Here is a 15,613-nt window from a genome sequence, read left to right as displayed (position 1 = left end):
AACGCAAGCGCCCTCAAAAATGGGCTTTGGGTTCATCTGGTTTGCCCGCGGCGATCGCCAAAACCCCGGCCAAACCGGCAAATGCGATTGGAAACATCGTAAACACGTTGAAACCAAAGCCGACATACATCCAGAGCGCAGACACCAATAACAGCGCGCCACCCCAAAGGGCGCGCGCTTTGGCCATTGCACCGCCTGCGATGGCCAACAAGGGCGCAATCAAAGCCGTGCTGCGCACCAATTCTATATTCTCTACCTGTTCAGCGATCCCATCCAACGCGCCATAGGACTCGATGGCCGCAGTATAGGCCCAGCCGAAAAAGCCAACCATCATGCCGACAACCCCGGCAATAATCCCCAAAACAAGCGCTGCATTTCGCATCTTATTCTCCTTTGCCCTCTTCACATATGAGAGCCAGATCCATTATCCAAGGGCCGCCTGCACCTTGGGGGTCCAACCCAGGAACAATTCCCCCTCATGTTCGATCAGGGGGCGTTTCATCAAAGTTGGGTGCTCTGCCAACAATGTCAAAGGCGCGACTTTGCGCTGCTCTGCATTCAGATTCCGCCAAGTTGTCGAGCGCGTGTTTAACAAACTGTCGCCAAAAGCAGCAAAAGCTTGCAACATCACCTCATTGGGAACACCCACAGCGCGCACATCAACAAATTCTGCAGAGGTAAGTGTTTTCAATGCCTTACGGCAAGTATCACAGTTTTTCAGCCCAAATAGACGCATAGTTCGTTCCCGTTTTTGTGTTGAATTGTCCAACCTTGAAAATTTTCTGAGTTGTTTTGCTTGATTTTTACATCGTCCGTGCAATCATTCCTTTGTGGCGTTTTATTTCAAAGGCCTGACCAAGATCAACGCTTGGAATTGCTCGATAAGATGGCACGTCCCGCAGCGCGGGCTGACTGATCGAAGTAGAAGGAGAGACGGTATGCCAAGTGGCACCGTAAAGTGGTTTAATACAACCAAAGGCTACGGCTTTATTGCACCAGATGACGGCGGCAAAGATGTTTTTGTCCATATTTCTGCCGTTGAACGTTCAGGTCTGACAGGCCTGGCAGACAATCAAAAAGTTGAATTTGAACTGTCCGAAGGCCGCGACGGTCGTCAAATGGCCGGTGATCTAAAACTCACATAACATCGCGCGGGGCGTGCAAACGCCCCTGACGCATTTTGTAAAGCAGCAATCCACTAACCTTAGTTGGTGGTATAGCATCCTTTTTCGCCTACTGGGCAAACCACCCGTGCGCGCTTCATCTTTTTCACAACCTTATGCACTGGCTGGTGACAGATCTCACCTTTGGCAGGCACGCCGCAGCTGATCATGCCGCCGGATTGAACGGGCTGCAGGCCCGCTGGGCAGAAATTATCCCGCGATGCTGACGCACGATAGGCGCATCCCGCCGCAATCTGCGGGGGCACTTTGGGGATAAACTCTACAATTGGATCTTCTTTGATCTTACAAGGAAAGATCACGCAAGTCGCGTGTGCAGGCGCGGCAACCGCAACCAAAAGCGCGGCAATCAGCGATTTCTTCAACATGAATGACACCTTTTCTCTTTTAATCTGCTCGTCATTATTAGGTGGTCTTTTACCGAGGCAGCCTACCTGATTTTGCACATCAGTCAAATTTAACCGCCACCTTTCAATACTTTGATCGAAATGCGTGACATTTTCACGCGCCACACCACTCTCCTAGGGGCGACGACGCAAATATTCATGCATTACACAGCCGGGATCGGCCGCCCGCAACGGCGTTTTAGCGTTCAAATGCCAATCTTGCGGCCCAAAATCCGGAAAGAACGTATCTGCATCCGCAATATCCAAATCCACTTCGGTCACCAAAAGCCGATCCGCCATCTCAAGCATCGCGGCATAGATCCCTGCCCCGCCAATGCCATAGATGCGCTGATAGCCTTCGGCCTGGGCGCAACCCACCGCCTCGTTGATCGAGCCAAAACAATGATCGCCCCAACCGCCCTGCGACGAGACAACCAAATTCAATCTATTTTTCAGCGGCTTAAACGGCAGACTTTCCCAGGTATTGCGCCCCATGATGATAGCCCCGCCCAGAGTTTCCCGCTTGAAAAACTGCAGGTCTTCTGGCGCGTGCCAAGGAATGTCATTGTCTTTGCCAATCGCCCCATTACGCGCGCGTGCGACTATTAAACTGATCATTTACACAGCCACCGCGCCTTTGATCACCGGATCAGGATCATAATTCAGAATTTCAAAATCCTCGAACTTAAAGTCAAAAATCGATTTCACATCCCGGTTGATACGCAGCTGCGGCAGGGATTTTGGCGCGCGCGACAATTGGGTTTGCACCTGTTCCATATGGTTTGAATAGATATGCGCATCCCCTAGCGTGTGCACAAAATCACCCGCTTCATATCCGGTCACATGCGCCAACATCGCCTGCAACAACGCATAAGAGGCAATGTTAAACGGCACGCCCAAAAACATGTCGGCTGATCGTTGATAAAGCTGCAAATGCAGTTTCCCACCCAGCACTTTGACCTGCCACAACGTGTGACACGGCGGCAGCGCCATATTTGGCACATCCGCCGGGTTCCAAGCCGACACAATCATCCGGCGGCTGTCTGGCGCCGTTTTGATCAGCTGCACCAGATCCTCGATCTGATCGACGGTTTTCTTGCGATACAGTTGCTCTTCACCTTCGGGTGCATCCACCGGTTCCAAAGCCGGAAACCGGCGCCACTGATGGCCATAAACCGGGCCTAAATCGCCATTTTCATCAGCCCATTCGTCCCAGATTCGCACCCCGTTTTCTTGCAAATAGCGGATATTCGTGTCGCCACTTAGAAACCAAAGCAATTCGTGGATGATCGATTTCAGATGCAGTTTTTTGGTGGTGACCAAAGGAAACCCATCGGCCAATGGATAGCGCATCTGCATGCCAAAATACGATGTTGTTCCGGTTCCCGTGCGATCCGAAGTGGTGACCCCATGGTCCAGAATTGTCTGCAACGCCTCGTGATATTGTTTCACCGCCGTCTCCGCTTTTGGGTGCCAAGGCACAGATTTGCAAGGTGACTCACGTGATACAGGATCACATCCGAAATCGCTAGATCTAGCTGTGTACTAATTCTGGCCCACCAGATGATCTGATCACTTGCTCTCGGCTGCCACCCTTCTTCAAGACAAAGCTAGGTATCCAGCCTCGACAATGTCCCTCCAGGGCCTAAGATACCCCCAAGCAAGGAGCACAGCATGCAAATCAAATATCTCCATACCATGGTGCGGGTCGCTGACCTGGACAAATCCATCGCGTTTTTTGAGCTTTTGGGCCTAAAAGTCACGCGCCGATCCGACTTTGAAAAGGGGCGGTTTTCCCTGATATTCATGGCCGCGCCGGGGCAAGAAGACTGCCCAGTCGAACTAACCCACAATTGGGACGGTGACGAAGGCCTACCAAGCGACAGCCGTCATTTTGGTCATTTGGCCTACGCGGTGGAAAACATCTATGATCTCTGCGCGTTATTGCAGGCCAACGGGGTCACAATCAACCGCCCCCCACGCGACGGTCACATGGCCTTTGTGCGCTCTCCCGACAATATCTCGGTGGAACTTTTGCAAATGGGTGATGCCCTGCCCCCGGCCGAACCTTGGGTCAGCATGGAAAACACCGGCCACTGGTAAGCAAACGCAGACCAGATCCGTCAATAGATATAGCGGATCTGGTCACTCCAATACCGTTCGACACGCCGCAACGATGCGGTGATATCTTCCAATCCATCCGGTCCCAACACGCCTTTGGACATCAACCCTTCGGCATGGTTTTCAAACAGCGTCGAAATCACATCGCGAATACCGCGACCCTTGGGGGTCAGGCGCACCCGCACAGAGCGGCGGTCAATTTCACATCTTTCATGGTGCATATAGCCGGTTTCAACCAGCTTTTTCAGATTATAGCTAACATTGCTGCCCTGATAATAACCGCGCGATTTCAATTCGCCGGCCGTCACCTCGTTGTCGCCAATATTAAATAACAGCAGCGCCTGCACCGCGTTGATTTCTAAAACGCCAACCCGCTCGAACTCATCCTTGATGACGTCCAACAACAGCCGATGTAACCGCTCAACCAAAGCCAGCGTATCAAGATAGCCAGACATAAAGCCACGATCGGCGGTCATGTCCAAGGATGTATGTATGCTCATTACAGTCTCCGTCTAAAACTCAGACAAAAACTGCGCTAAAATCGCCAAAAATCCGTTAAGTCAGGCCAATTAGGTAAAATACCACCTACTTTGCCGCAAGTGCAGTCGAGGCGATATCCGCAATCAGCGCGCCAAACAGCGCTGGTGCTGCCGCCTGACCACTGACCCATTGGTAAAGATCCTGATCGTTTTCGTTCAATAATGCATCATAGTGATCCAGCTCTGATGTGCTCATCGCGGCCAGCTTTTCCTGCGCATAGCGGTTCAGGATAATGTCCATTTCTTTGATGCCCCGGCGCATCGAGCGCATTTGCATCCGCTTCAGCCGATTTTCATAGGTTTCTTGCATGTTCAACTGTCCTCTAGGCGCAATACTTTTTCAAGCCGCGCCAATTGGTCTGACGCCACCTTAAGCTGCATGCGCACATCGCGAATTTCTGCCAAAATTTCAAGTTTGGATTGCGCTTCTGGTTTGACATCAGGCGCGCCCAAGTCTTGGCCCTCACCGGTCAAAAGCCAACGCATCGACACGCCCAAAAGGCCCGACAGCATTTGCAATTTATTGGCGCGCGGTTCGCTTTGATCCTGCTCCCAGGCGCAATAAGTGATTTTCTTTACGCCGATGCGTTTGGCCAACAGGGCTTGCGACATGCTCACATGCTCGCGGGCAGCTTGTAAGCGATCCCCAAAAGTCGCGACATCCTGCGCATACCAATCTGTCTCCGTGGTCTCTGTGCCTGACAGCTCTTCACTCATAAACGCCTCCGCGGTCTTGCCGCTTGATCCAAAGTCACGCGCACCCTAAGACATGCAAGTCATGAACACAAACGAGGCTCTCAATGTCTTTCCTTGCCACCAACTTGTCGCGCGTCAAACCCTCTCCGACCATCGCCATGACGGCCAAAGCCGCAGAGCTAAAAGCTGCTGGACGCGATATTATCGGCCTGTCTGCAGGCGAGCCTGACTTTGACACGCCCGAAAACATCCGCAATGCCGCAAAGGCTGCAATTGATGCGGGCAAAACCCGCTATACGGCACCTGATGGCATTCCAGAACTTAAGCAAGCGATTTGCGATAAACTAAAGCGCGACAATGGCTTGGACTACACAGTGAAACAGGTTTCCGTTGGTACAGGAGGCAAACAAACGCTGTATAACGCGCTGATGGCCACCTTGAATGACGGCGACGAAGTCATCATTCCCGCCCCCTATTGGGTCAGCTATCCCGATATGGTTTTGCTGGCGGGCGGCACGCCGGTGATTGCCGAGGCCAGTCTTGAGGCCAACTTCAAACTCACCGCCGATCAGCTCGAAGCCGCGATCACCCCAAAAACCAAATGGTTCATCTTTAACAGCCCCTCCAATCCCTCTGGGGCGGGCTACAGCCGGGATGAACTCAAGGCGCTGACCGATGTCTTGCTGCGTCATCCACATGTCTGGGTCATGACCGACGATATGTATGAACTCTTGGCCTATGACGATTTTGAATTCTGCACCCCGGCCGAGGTCGAACCGCAGCTTTACGAGCGCACCCTGACCTGCAACGGCGTCTCCAAGGCCTATGCGATGACGGGTTGGCGCATTGGCTATGCGGCGGGTCCAGAGCATCTGATTGCCGCCATGCGCAAAATCCAAAGCCAGTCGACGTCAAACCCGTGCTCGGTCAGCCAATGGGCCGCCGTCGAGGCCCTGAATGGCACCCAGGATTTCATCGCGCCAAATAATGAAAAATTCGTGCGTCGTCGCGATATGGCGGTTGAAATGTTAAATGCCATCGACGGCATCACCTGCCCCAAGCCCGAAGGGGCCTTTTACGTTTACCCATCAATTGCTGGGCTGATCGGCAAAACCACCCCGGCGGGCACCAAGATCGACAATGACCAAACCTTCGCAACCGCGCTGCTCAAGGAAAAAGACGTCGCCGTGGTTTTTGGCGCAGCCTTTGGGCTTTCGCCAAATTTCCGAGTCAGCTACGCTACATCTGACGCGGCACTGAAAGAGGCCTGCACCCGCATTCAGAATTTCTGCGCGTCCCTGACATAACAAGCGCCCAGAACGGCAACCAAGAGGCACCTATGAACAGCGATCTGCCCGAGTATTTCTTTCGCGTCCGTGACACCGGAGCGTCGGTCTTTAAGGTCGACAGCTCTAATCGTCACCGCCGTCTGGAAATGGACCAGATCGCTGTTGTCATCATGCGCACCGGCGAAATCCGCCCCCAAGGCGACCGCACGCTCACACCAGAGGACCGTGCCGCGATCAAAACCTGGATTGCGGATCGTACAGAAACCCTGGATTGGCGACGGTTTGACGATATCGCCCGCGCGGTCGATCACATGAACCTGACGGCCCATTGGGCGCAAACACAGGCCAATGATCATCAACTTGAAAGCGTCACCGACGCATTGCTGATGGCCATGCATGATCTGCGCAGCGTCTTGGTGCGCAAACGCGCTGAACGATTGATGGGTGAAAACGACACAAAGTAGCCCTAGGCAGCGGCCCGAGTTGGCTTGCTCACCCGGCGCGCAGCTCAATAAGTTTGCCGCGCCAAAATCGGTTCATGAGTAAAACCGCAGCAACGCATAAGCCAACCACCAAGCCAAGCCAGACACCAACACCGCCCCAGCCCAATACAAAGCCCAACACATAGCTGCACGACATGCCCACAGCCCAATAGCTAAAGACCGCTATGATCATTGGTTTGCGCGTGTCCATCACACCACGCAACAGCCCAAGCGCCAGCGCCTGTGCCCCATCGACAAACTGAAACAGCGCCGCCACCATCAAAAGGGCAACCCCTGTCGAAACAATGGCTTCAAAATCCGGATCGGCACCGTCAACAAAAGCCCCAACCAGGGCTTCTGGGATGCTAACAAAAACCAAAACAGCACAGACCGCCATGGCCAGACTTACACCAATTGCCGTGATTGCTCCGCGCGCCAAATGATCTGGATCCTTACGTCCCAACGCATTGCCAGCCCGCACCGTGGCGGCGTTGCTCAGACCCAAATGCAGCATAAAGGCCAGCCCGGCCAAGTTCAGCGCAATCCCATGCGCCGCAAGCGGAATTTTTCCCAGCCAGCCCATCATGGTTGTGCTGGCGGCAAATAGACCCACCTCGGCCAAATTGGTCATGCCAATCGGCATGCCGACGCGGAAAACCGCCTTTAAAATCTCGCCATCAGGCCGCCAGATACGGGCAAACAACGCGTGCTCTGGCAAGGCACGGCGGGCATAAATCACCACGCCGATGATCGACACAACCTGCACCACCAAAGAGGCAATCGCAGCCCCCAAAATACCCATTTCGGGCGCACCCCAATTGCCAAAAATTAAGGCGTAATTCACCACCCCATTGACCAGTGCCGCCGCCACGGTGATCCAAAACACAATGCGCGTGTGCTCCAGCGCGGCCAAATAGCTTTTCAGCACCATGACCAGCAATGCTGGCAACAGGCCTATTCCCATAACTCGCAGATAAATCTGCGCCTCAGCGGCCAGCTCTGGGTCCTGACCAATCGCCACGAGCACCGGCCCTGAAAACCAAAACAACGGCAACAAAGCGATGGCATAGAGCGCAGACAACCACAGGCCCATACGCGCAATGCGCCGGATCGCGCGTTCGTCGCCTTGTGCATCCGCTTCCGCGACCATCGGCATCACTGCAATGCCAAAGCCCGACCCCAGAATAAAAGTCACAAAAAACAAGGTACTGCCCAGCACAACGGCGGCCAATGCATCAATCGAATACCACCCCAGCATGATGGTATCGGTCAGGCCAATTGCAAATTGCGCCACATGACCACCAATCAGCGGCAGCCCAAGCGTCAGCAACGCGCGCATATGCCCGCCATATGTCATCTGAGTTTTTATCATACGGTAAGGATTAGGAAGCTTACCTCCCCTTGGCAAGCCACAAATGCCTAGATTTCAGGCAACTTGAAAACGCCCAACCCTAGACCTCTGAACCACAACAAGGCACTCTGGGCAAAACCACCGGAGCGCCAATATGTCAGATGCCTTTTCCCAATTGATCCCCGAGACGCGTGCCTTCCTTAAAGCGCTGGAAAAAAACAACAATCGGGATTGGTTTCTCGACCACAAAGACCGCTACGACAGCAACCTCAAGCGCCCAGCTGAATTGCTGCTCGACCAAGCCGCTTACGACCTTGGGAAAATCACTGGCGACCCTGTGAAAACCAAGCTGTTTCGCCCGCACCGTGACGTGCGGTTTTCCAAGGACAAAACACCCTATCACCTGCATCTGCATATGCTCTGGACAACAGACACCGGCGGGCGTCAGCCTTTGGGATGGTTCTTTGGAATTGGGCTGGATTACATCTCTATTGGTGGCGGCCTGATGGGGTTTGAAAAACAAACCCTGCTGGATTGGCGCGCCGCCGTGGATGGCCCCGCCGGACAGGGTTTTGACACGCTGATGGATGATCTGGCGTCTCAGGGATTTCGCATCGCAGAGCCCGAACTCAAACGCGTACCCGCCCCCTATGCCAAAGATCACCCCCAAGCGGCCCTTTTGCGGCGCAAAAGCCTGTCAGCATGGCAGGATTTTGACACCGCAGAGCTAGGCGCGCCAACCGCGGCGCTTGCCACGGTTTTTCAACGTTTAACTCCGTTGATGACAAAGCTAAAATCCCTGCTCTAGCTGCCCATCACCCGCCATTCGCCCGGCGCGCGTCTGGATGCAAAGCAGTGCCCAGAATATGATCTGATTGATGCACAACATGATTGGCCGCTGACACGATCAACGGATCGGGCGCTTCTGCGATAGACGCATCTTTGCCCGGATAATCCAAAGAACTCAGGAAATGACGCATACAATTAAGCCGCGCGCGTTTCTTGTCGTTGGATTTGATCACCGTCCAGGGCGCATCTGCCGTATCCGTATAGAAAAACATCGCCTCTTTGGCCTCGGTATAATCATCCCATTTGTCCAAAGACGCCTTATCAATCGGACTAAGTTTCCACTGTTTCAAAGGGTCCGTTGCCCGGCTGGCAAACCGCGCTTTTTGTTCATCTTGGGTGACTGAAAACCAGTATTTATACAGCCGAATACCCGAACGCACCAACATCCGTTCTAAATCCGGCGTCTGGCGCATGAACTCCAGATACTCTGATGGCTCACAAAACCCCATCACCCGCTCTACGCCGGCGCGATTGTACCAGCTGCGGTCATACAGCACCATTTCACCAGAGGTGGGCAAATGATCCACGTAGCGTTGAAAATACCACTGCCCGCGTTCTTCGTCTGTCGGCTTGTTCAAGGCCACAACCCGCGCTGACCTTGGGTTCAAATGCTCGGTGAACCGCTTGATGGTGCCGCCCTTACCCGCCGCATCACGCCCTTCAAACAGCATGACAAACTTCTGCCCTGTCTCTTGCGCCCAATGCTGCACCTTCAAAAGTTCCGCCTGCAACTTGGCCTTTTGCTTTTCGTAATCCTTGCGCGACAATCGCTCTGCATAGGGGTACTGCCCGGCCTCAAAAGCCTGACGCATGCCGTCTGCTTCACCGTTTTCTATTGGCTTAACGGCAACCGAATTCTTGGCAGCGTCAGGTGCATTTTTGGCCGGTTGAACGGGCTGAGTATCTTTGGATGTCATAGGCGTTTCCTTCGGTCTGATTGAACGCCCACATCCTAACAGCCCAAGGCCATCACAGCTTTGATTCACCTCAATGAAATGCCAATCTTCGGCGCTATTCAGCGGCGCTCAAAACCGATGCCCGTGCGGCCACTGCCGCCACTGCACTGACAATATCTGCCTTGGTCGACCGGTGGTTCACAATGGCCGCCCGCAGCATTTCCACCTCGCCCACCATGGTTGTGGAAAACACTGCATCGCCGCTTTCCTGCAAATCCAGCGCAATGCGCGTGTTCAGCTCTGATTGCGCCGCTGCGTTCAGATCAGCCCGCGCGGTGAACACGCACACATTTGACACGGGCGGCATGGCCAAAGCCATATGATCCGCGCCCAGCACTTCCGCCGCCATAACCTTGGCCAATTCACAGTTGTGGGTGATCGCCGCAGAAAACGCCGCTTCACCATAGGTCTCCAGCGCCAACCAGACCTTCAACGCCCGATTGCCACGCGACAAATCCACGCCGTAATCGCAAAACCACGGATCGCCGCTCGCCACGCCCCGCGACTTGCCCCGCAAATACACAGGCCGCGCCGCAAACGCCGCCCGCTGTTCTGCCTCGTCGCGGATCAACACCAGCCCGCAATCATAGCCCACATACATCCACTTGTGAAAATCCAACGCGATGGAATCCGCGCGCCCAATCCCATCGCTCAGGCCGCGATACGGTGGTTCTGCCAACCGGGTCCAGGCACCAAACGCCCCGTCCACATGCAGCCAAAGCCCCTCTTCTTCGGTGAAGTCAGCCAGCGCATTAAAATCGTCAAACAGGCCAAAATCCACAGAGCCCGCCGTGCCCACCACCAAAAAGGGCCTTGCACCAGCCGCACGATCCTCCGCAACCAAAGCCCGCAGTGCCGCCACATCCATCTGACCGTCCACCAAAGGCACCCGGCGAATGTTATCTGACCCAATGCCCAACAGCTCCATGGCCTTGCGCGTCGCATTGTGCACGCCCTGCCCCGCATAGCAGGTCAATTGCACCTCGCCATGCCCGGTCTTGCGCACCTCAGCCCCCAGGGCGCGCAAACGCGCCGCCGCAAAACCCAGAACTGTGGCCTGCGATGTGCCTGTCACCAAGACCCCCGACGCGGTATCGGGCATGCCCATCTTTTGGCGGGTCCAATCAATGACCGCGCGTTCCATGTAATTGGCACCATGATTGCGCCCACCACAGTTTGAATTCATCACTGCGGTCACCATCCCAGCCGTCACATCCGTCGCCAGACCTGACCCTTGCACCCAGCCCCAATACTTTGGATGCGTGTTGCCCGCATGATACGGCAGGACGTCCCTGCGCAGCCGCGCCATCACATCACCACCTTGGCCAATGCTGTATTGCGCCTGCAAATCTTCGGGCATAGGGCGCCAGGGCCGCTCGCCCGCTTGTTGCATTTGATCAATACAGTGATCTAACAGCGCTTGCGCCTCTGCACGAAACGTATCCCAATCTTGCGGATCCAAAGATTTTTCAGACATGCGAAGCGCTCCAAAACAGGTTTCTGCGCGCCATTTACCCCACCCACGCCCAAAGCGCACCTGCAAATCGCCGGATTGCGAGAAAGCGCCGCGTCTGTTTGGTTTTTTGAAATCCGGCTAAATCGCCATACGCACAGGGATATCAACAATCGGCACAATGCGTGCAAATCCCTGAACCGGGTGGAATGCTTCCGCCACCTTGAACAGTTTCAAACCGGCCACAGGATCGGTCCGTGCCATATCCAACATCATCATACGATCCCGATCAAACTCAACCGACAACACCGGCAGTTCGTCTTCTACATCGGTACCAGCGTCCATAAAGGGGGCAATACAAGTCACCACAAGTTCCTTCACCGGAATTGTGCGAAATAAATCCGATGCCACCTTCAGCGCCGCGCTGCCAACATAGGCGCGATAAATCGCCATATGGCGTTCCCGCGGCATCTTAACCTCTGTCAGCTTTCCGCTTGGGGTAAACTTAAACTGGAAATCTGGAACAATGCTTTGATCATGCACACTCAAAACCGCCTGAATTTGCCCCTCAAACACCGAGATCCCCAACCCCCGCGCCAGCTTATGCTGCCGTGTTAATGTTTGATGGCCTCTGATCACTGACAAGATCGCCGCATCATCCTTGTTGTGCACGCCATAGACTGCGGCCTGCTCCAACTCCCATTGTTCAAAACTTTGCTGATAAGGCGTCAGCGTAGCCAGAATCTCGCGGTGCCCCAACTGGCGGGCCACATGCAGCGCTCTGTCCAAAGCATCGCGGGTCTGGCGGCCTCGTCCCAGCAGCCATTGCACAAATCCCGGTTCGTGATGAGCAAGTTGTGTGCGAATCCGCTCTGATCTCGATAAATCGACTTCCGGCGCTTCCGGGGCCGGACGGCGGGCGACAGCTGGCCAATCGATGCCGGCAATGGTCTCATGGTGCAAGCTTGTGATGTGATGGATATAGCTGTCCAGCTCAGCAATGTCTTTGGCGTTGGACCGCTCCATCGCCTTGCGTTGCTTGTCTTTTTCTTTTCGTTCGGCTTCCCGAACGGCCGGCCCCTGAACATTGCCAAGGGACCCCATCGTGTCAGTCCAAACCATGACACAAGTCTCCCATAGGGTGTAATTCCATCTTTCGGTCAACCCTGCGGGCAAAAGTCTCATAATGCAACAAAAAAAATCATTACAAACAATAAGCTATACTTTAGGCTGTATCTCAAAAATGCCACATTTTGCATAAACCGGCAGCGACTCACGAAATTCCCGAATTGTCAGCCGCCTATTGCCCTACTCTCAAGGCAGTGAAATACTGTGCGTCAAACACAGGATAATAGAGCAGCCCATGAACGATCTCCTCGCGAGCACCGAAGACGATAAATCCTATGACGCCTCCTCTATTGAAGTGCTCGAAGGTCTCGAACCCGTGCGCAAGCGACCGGGCATGTACATTGGCGGCACCGACGAACGGGCCCTGCATCATCTGGTCGCCGAAGTGCTTGATAACTCGATGGACGAAGCCGTGGCGGGCTTTGCAAACCGCATCGAAGTAGAGCTGCACGCCGATTACGCCGTCACCATCCGGGACAACGGCCGCGGAATCCCAATTGATCCGCACCCAAAGTTCCCCGATAAATCCGCGCTCGAGGTCATTCTATGCACCCTGCATGCCGGCGGTAAATTCTCTGGCAAAGCCTATCAAACATCTGGCGGTCTGCACGGGGTTGGGGCCTCGGTCGTCAACGCGCTTTCTGACAGCATGGTCGTGCAAGTCGCTCGAAACAAAGAAGTTTTTGAACAACGCTTCTCGCGCGGCATCCCCCAAGGCCCCGTTGAAAAAATAGGAGCCGCCCCCAACCGGCGTGGCACCCAGGTCACTTTCCACGCCGACGAGCAGATTTTTGGCAAGCACCGGTTCAAACCCGCTCGCCTGTTCAAATCGATCCGCTCCAAAGCCTACCTGTTCTCGGGCGTCGAAATCCGCTGGAAATCCGCCATCGACGACGGCGAAACCCCCACCGAAGCCACCTTCCACTTCCCAGGGGGCTTGGCCGACTATCTCAACGAATCCCTCAACGGCTCCACCACCTATGCCGAGCACCCCTTTGCGGGCACCGTCGACTTCAAAGAACGCTTTAACGTCCCCGGCAAAGTCGAATGGGCCATCAACTGGACCCCGGCCCGTGACGGCTTCATCCAATCCTATTGTAACACCGTGCCCACCCCCGAAGGAGGCACCCATGTGTCCGGATTCTGGGCCGCCGTCCTCAAGGGCATCAAAGCCTACGGAGAATTGGTCAACAATAAGAAGGCCGCCCAAATCACCCGTGACGATTTGGCAACAGGTGGCTGCGCGCTGGTCTCCTGCTTTATCAGCGAACCGGAATTTGTCGGACAGACCAAAGACCGCCTTGCCACCGTCGAGGCCCAGCGGCTGGTCGAAAACGCCGTGCGCGATCACTTTGACAACTGGTTGGCCGCCAACAACAAATTCGCCGGAGCCATCCTCGATTTCCTGGTGCTGCGCGCCGAAGAGCGCCTGCGTCGACGCCAGGAAAAAGAAACCCAACGCAAAACCGCCACCAAGAAACTGCGCCTGCCCGGCAAGCTGGTGGACTGTTCAGCCACCAACCGCGAGGGCACCGAACTTTTCATCGTCGAGGGTGACTCTGCGGGCGGCTCTGCCAAAATGGCCCGCAACCGCAAAAATCAGGCCCTGCTGCCCCTGCGCGGCAAAATCCTCAACGTGCTTGGCGCCGCCTCAAACAAACTGGGCACCAATGCCGAAATCAGCGACCTGACCCAGGCGCTTGGGGTGGGTCTTGGCACCCGTTTTAACCCCGACGATCTGCGCTATGACAAGATCATCATCATGACCGACGCTGATGTCGACGGGGCCCATATTGCGGCCCTTTTGATGACCTTCTTCTTCACCCAAATGCGCCCGATGATCGACCAGGGTCACCTCTATCTCGCCTGCCCACCGCTCTTCCGCCTTACCCAGGGCGCGCGCCGGGTCTATTGCGTCGACGAAGCCGAACGCGATGACCTGTTGGAAAAAGGCCTTGGCGGCAAAGGCAAGATCGACGTCTCCCGCTTTAAGGGTCTTGGTGAAATGGACGCAAAAGACCTCAAAGAAACCACCATGGACCCAAGCTCGCGCAAACTTATTCGCGTCACCATCGACGAAGACGAACCCGGCGAAACCGGTGACCTAGTAGAGCGCCTGATGGGCAAAAAACCAGAGAAGCGGTTTGAGTATATTCAGGAGAACGCGCGGTTTGCGGTGGAGTTGGATGTTTAGGAGCCAATCAAAATCATCAAGTTTAGTTCTTGAAATTCAAACTGCCGCGATGGCAGAAAACGTCGACATTGAAAGCCTCCTACGGAAAGCAAAGGTCGCGGCCGTCAAGTTATTGCAACCAAAAGCAATCAGTTGGATTGATCATGAACTCGATGGTTATGATTGCGTGTTCAACGAACTTCCAAGATACAGAAGACTTCACGGCGAACTTAAAGCGTGGAACCCTTATAACGGCTTCATACCGATCATTATCCAAGATAGCAGAACTGAAGAGTTGGTTACCAGGACGCCTGTTAATGGTGGTGTTGGTACACTACAAAAACTCCTAGCACGAAATAGCGCAAACGGTGATCTCCAATACCGAATGTCCGGGAAGCACAAAAAAATTATCATGGAAATGATGGACATTGATCTAGAGCCTATTTTAAAGCTTCCAACTTCGAGTATTCAAAATGCACTCAGCCAAGTTACTTCATTAGTTTTGAATTGGGCTTTAGAATTGGAGAGTAATGGAATACTTGGTGAAGGCATGACCTTTAATAAAGAAGAACAGCAAAAGGCGTCAGATGTGACGCAAACCATCATTGCTCAAAATATCGGCACAATTGGCGATAACCTTGGTAATGCCAAGAATACCGTGACCATCGAGTCCTCAGGAAACCAAGTAATCGACCAAGAGCGATTAGCCGACTTTCTGTCGCAATCAAAAGAGGCTACTTCCCTGTTGCCAAGTACCATAAAGCGTGCGGCTTTCGATGAGCTAATAGCAATCGAAAGTGCCAAAACAGAAGGAGAAAAAAGAAGTCATCTAAATAGCTTGAAAACAATTGCTGAAGGAGCGTCCGGCAACTTGGCAGCCCAAGGAATTATTCAAATGATTGCATCGTTAGTGTAAAGGCACGCAAGCACGAGAACCCATTAGGCTGTATGTCAAATCAACTTACCCGCGCCCAATCCAACTTCATCTTTCCAAAAATACTCAAAAAAT

Annotated in this window: 19 protein-coding genes; 7 read left to right on the top strand and 12 right to left on the bottom strand. The window is 54.0% G+C overall.

The features are described from left to right. Positions 1-13: 13 nt before the first annotated feature. Together ABXG94_RS01445 and ABXG94_RS01440 are read right to left on the bottom strand one after the other, a co-directional pair. Entirely contained in the window at positions 14-382 is a 369-nt protein-coding gene (locus ABXG94_RS01445; RefSeq protein WP_353531873.1) for a hypothetical protein, read from the bottom strand. Positions 383-424: 42 nt separating this feature from the next. Continuing rightward, positions 425-736: an ArsC/Spx/MgsR family protein gene (locus tag ABXG94_RS01440; protein ID WP_353531872.1), complete on the bottom strand. Its 312-nt coding sequence runs from the start codon at positions 734-736 to the stop codon at positions 425-427. Between the two features lie 202 nt (positions 737-938). Between ABXG94_RS01440 and ABXG94_RS01435 the strand changes: the two genes are divergently transcribed. Next, positions 939-1,145, top strand: a complete 207-nt coding sequence (locus ABXG94_RS01435) for a cold-shock protein (RefSeq protein WP_353531871.1) — start codon at positions 939-941, stop codon at positions 1,143-1,145. A 59-nt stretch (positions 1,146-1,204) separates the two neighbouring features. Here ABXG94_RS01435 and ABXG94_RS01430 read toward each other — a convergent pair whose 3' ends face one another. The 3 genes from ABXG94_RS01430 to ABXG94_RS01420 all read right to left on the bottom strand — a co-directional run bounded on the left by ABXG94_RS01430 (position 1,205) and on the right by ABXG94_RS01420 (position 3,019). Beyond that, positions 1,205-1,549 carry a hypothetical protein gene (locus ABXG94_RS01430; RefSeq protein WP_353531870.1) on the bottom strand — a complete coding sequence of 115 codons (345 nt, stop codon included), beginning with the start codon at positions 1,547-1,549 and terminating at the stop codon, positions 1,205-1,207. Between the two features lie 153 nt (positions 1,550-1,702). After that, complete coding sequence (locus tag ABXG94_RS01425) at positions 1,703-2,185, bottom strand: dihydrofolate reductase (protein ID WP_353531869.1); 483 nt, start codon at positions 2,183-2,185, stop codon at positions 1,703-1,705. Then, positions 2,186-3,019 (bottom strand): thymidylate synthase, encoded by an 834-nt coding sequence (locus ABXG94_RS01420; protein WP_353531868.1) that lies wholly within the window; start codon positions 3,017-3,019, stop codon positions 2,186-2,188. A gap of 222 nt (positions 3,020-3,241) precedes the next feature. Between ABXG94_RS01420 and ABXG94_RS01415 the strand changes: the two genes are divergently transcribed. Continuing rightward, complete coding sequence (locus ABXG94_RS01415) at positions 3,242-3,670, top strand: VOC family protein (RefSeq protein WP_353531867.1); 429 nt, start codon at positions 3,242-3,244, stop codon at positions 3,668-3,670. A 20-nt stretch (positions 3,671-3,690) separates the two neighbouring features. On the opposite strand, the gene ABXG94_RS01410 is transcribed toward ABXG94_RS01415, so the two are convergent. The 3 genes from ABXG94_RS01410 to ABXG94_RS01400 form a co-directional block, all read right to left on the bottom strand. Further along, entirely contained in the window at positions 3,691-4,188 is a 498-nt protein-coding gene (locus ABXG94_RS01410) for a MarR family winged helix-turn-helix transcriptional regulator (RefSeq protein WP_353531866.1), read from the bottom strand. Positions 4,189-4,273: 85 nt separating this feature from the next. After that, positions 4,274-4,537: an FAD assembly factor SdhE gene (locus tag ABXG94_RS01405; protein WP_353531865.1), complete on the bottom strand. Its 264-nt coding sequence runs from the start codon at positions 4,535-4,537 to the stop codon at positions 4,274-4,276. A 2-nt stretch (positions 4,538-4,539) separates the two neighbouring features. After that, positions 4,540-4,944 carry a helix-turn-helix domain-containing protein gene (locus tag ABXG94_RS01400; RefSeq protein WP_353531864.1) on the bottom strand — a complete coding sequence of 135 codons (405 nt, stop codon included), beginning with the start codon at positions 4,942-4,944 and terminating at the stop codon, positions 4,540-4,542. An 83-nt stretch (positions 4,945-5,027) separates the two neighbouring features. Between ABXG94_RS01400 and ABXG94_RS01395 the strand changes: the two genes are divergently transcribed. Then, on the top strand, positions 5,028-6,230 hold the full coding sequence (locus tag ABXG94_RS01395; RefSeq protein WP_353531863.1) for a pyridoxal phosphate-dependent aminotransferase: 1,203 nt from the start codon (positions 5,028-5,030) through the stop codon (positions 6,228-6,230). Between the two features lie 32 nt (positions 6,231-6,262). Continuing rightward, entirely contained in the window at positions 6,263-6,676 is a 414-nt protein-coding gene (locus tag ABXG94_RS01390) for a hypothetical protein (RefSeq protein ID WP_353531862.1), read from the top strand. A 28-nt stretch (positions 6,677-6,704) separates the two neighbouring features. On the opposite strand, the gene ABXG94_RS01385 is transcribed toward ABXG94_RS01390, so the two are convergent. Further along, a complete protein-coding gene (locus ABXG94_RS01385; RefSeq protein WP_353531861.1) occupies positions 6,705-8,051 on the bottom strand; it encodes an MATE family efflux transporter in 1,347 nt (448 codons plus the stop codon). Between the two features lie 148 nt (positions 8,052-8,199). On the opposite strand from ABXG94_RS01385, the gene ABXG94_RS01380 reads away from it, so the two are divergent. Then, entirely contained in the window at positions 8,200-8,853 is a 654-nt protein-coding gene (locus tag ABXG94_RS01380; protein WP_353531860.1) for a TIGR02453 family protein, read from the top strand. Positions 8,854-8,860: 7 nt separating this feature from the next. Here ABXG94_RS01380 and ppk2 read toward each other — a convergent pair whose 3' ends face one another. The 3 genes from ppk2 to ABXG94_RS01365 all read right to left on the bottom strand — a co-directional run bounded on the left by ppk2 (position 8,861) and on the right by ABXG94_RS01365 (position 12,425). After that, entirely contained in the window at positions 8,861-9,811 is a 951-nt protein-coding gene (gene ppk2, locus ABXG94_RS01375) for a polyphosphate kinase 2 (RefSeq protein WP_353531859.1), read from the bottom strand. 94 nt (positions 9,812-9,905) lie between these two features. Next, entirely contained in the window at positions 9,906-11,327 is a 1,422-nt protein-coding gene (locus tag ABXG94_RS01370; protein WP_353531858.1) for a pyridoxal phosphate-dependent decarboxylase family protein, read from the bottom strand. A gap of 117 nt (positions 11,328-11,444) precedes the next feature. Beyond that, positions 11,445-12,425, bottom strand: coding sequence for a hypothetical protein (locus tag ABXG94_RS01365; RefSeq protein ID WP_353531857.1), 981 nt, complete (start codon positions 12,423-12,425; stop codon positions 11,445-11,447). A 241-nt stretch (positions 12,426-12,666) separates the two neighbouring features. On the opposite strand from ABXG94_RS01365, the gene parE reads away from it, so the two are divergent. Together parE and ABXG94_RS01355 are read left to right on the top strand one after the other, a co-directional pair. Next, positions 12,667-14,625 carry a DNA topoisomerase IV subunit B gene (gene parE / locus ABXG94_RS01360; RefSeq protein WP_353531856.1) on the top strand — a complete coding sequence of 653 codons (1,959 nt, stop codon included), beginning with the start codon at positions 12,667-12,669 and terminating at the stop codon, positions 14,623-14,625. Beyond that, positions 14,618-15,520, top strand: a complete 903-nt coding sequence (locus ABXG94_RS01355) for an AbiTii domain-containing protein (RefSeq protein ID WP_353531855.1) — start codon at positions 14,618-14,620, stop codon at positions 15,518-15,520. The genes parE and ABXG94_RS01355 overlap by 8 nt, the downstream gene beginning before the upstream one ends. The last annotated feature ends 93 nt before the right edge of the window (positions 15,521-15,613 follow it).

The sequence above is a fragment of the Cognatishimia sp. WU-CL00825 genome, assembly GCF_040364665.1.
GTDB lineage: Bacteria > Pseudomonadota > Alphaproteobacteria > Rhodobacterales > Rhodobacteraceae > Cognatishimia.
The sequence above is the reverse complement of the archived record's forward strand: the minus strand, read 5'-3'. Positions and strand labels throughout refer to the sequence as shown.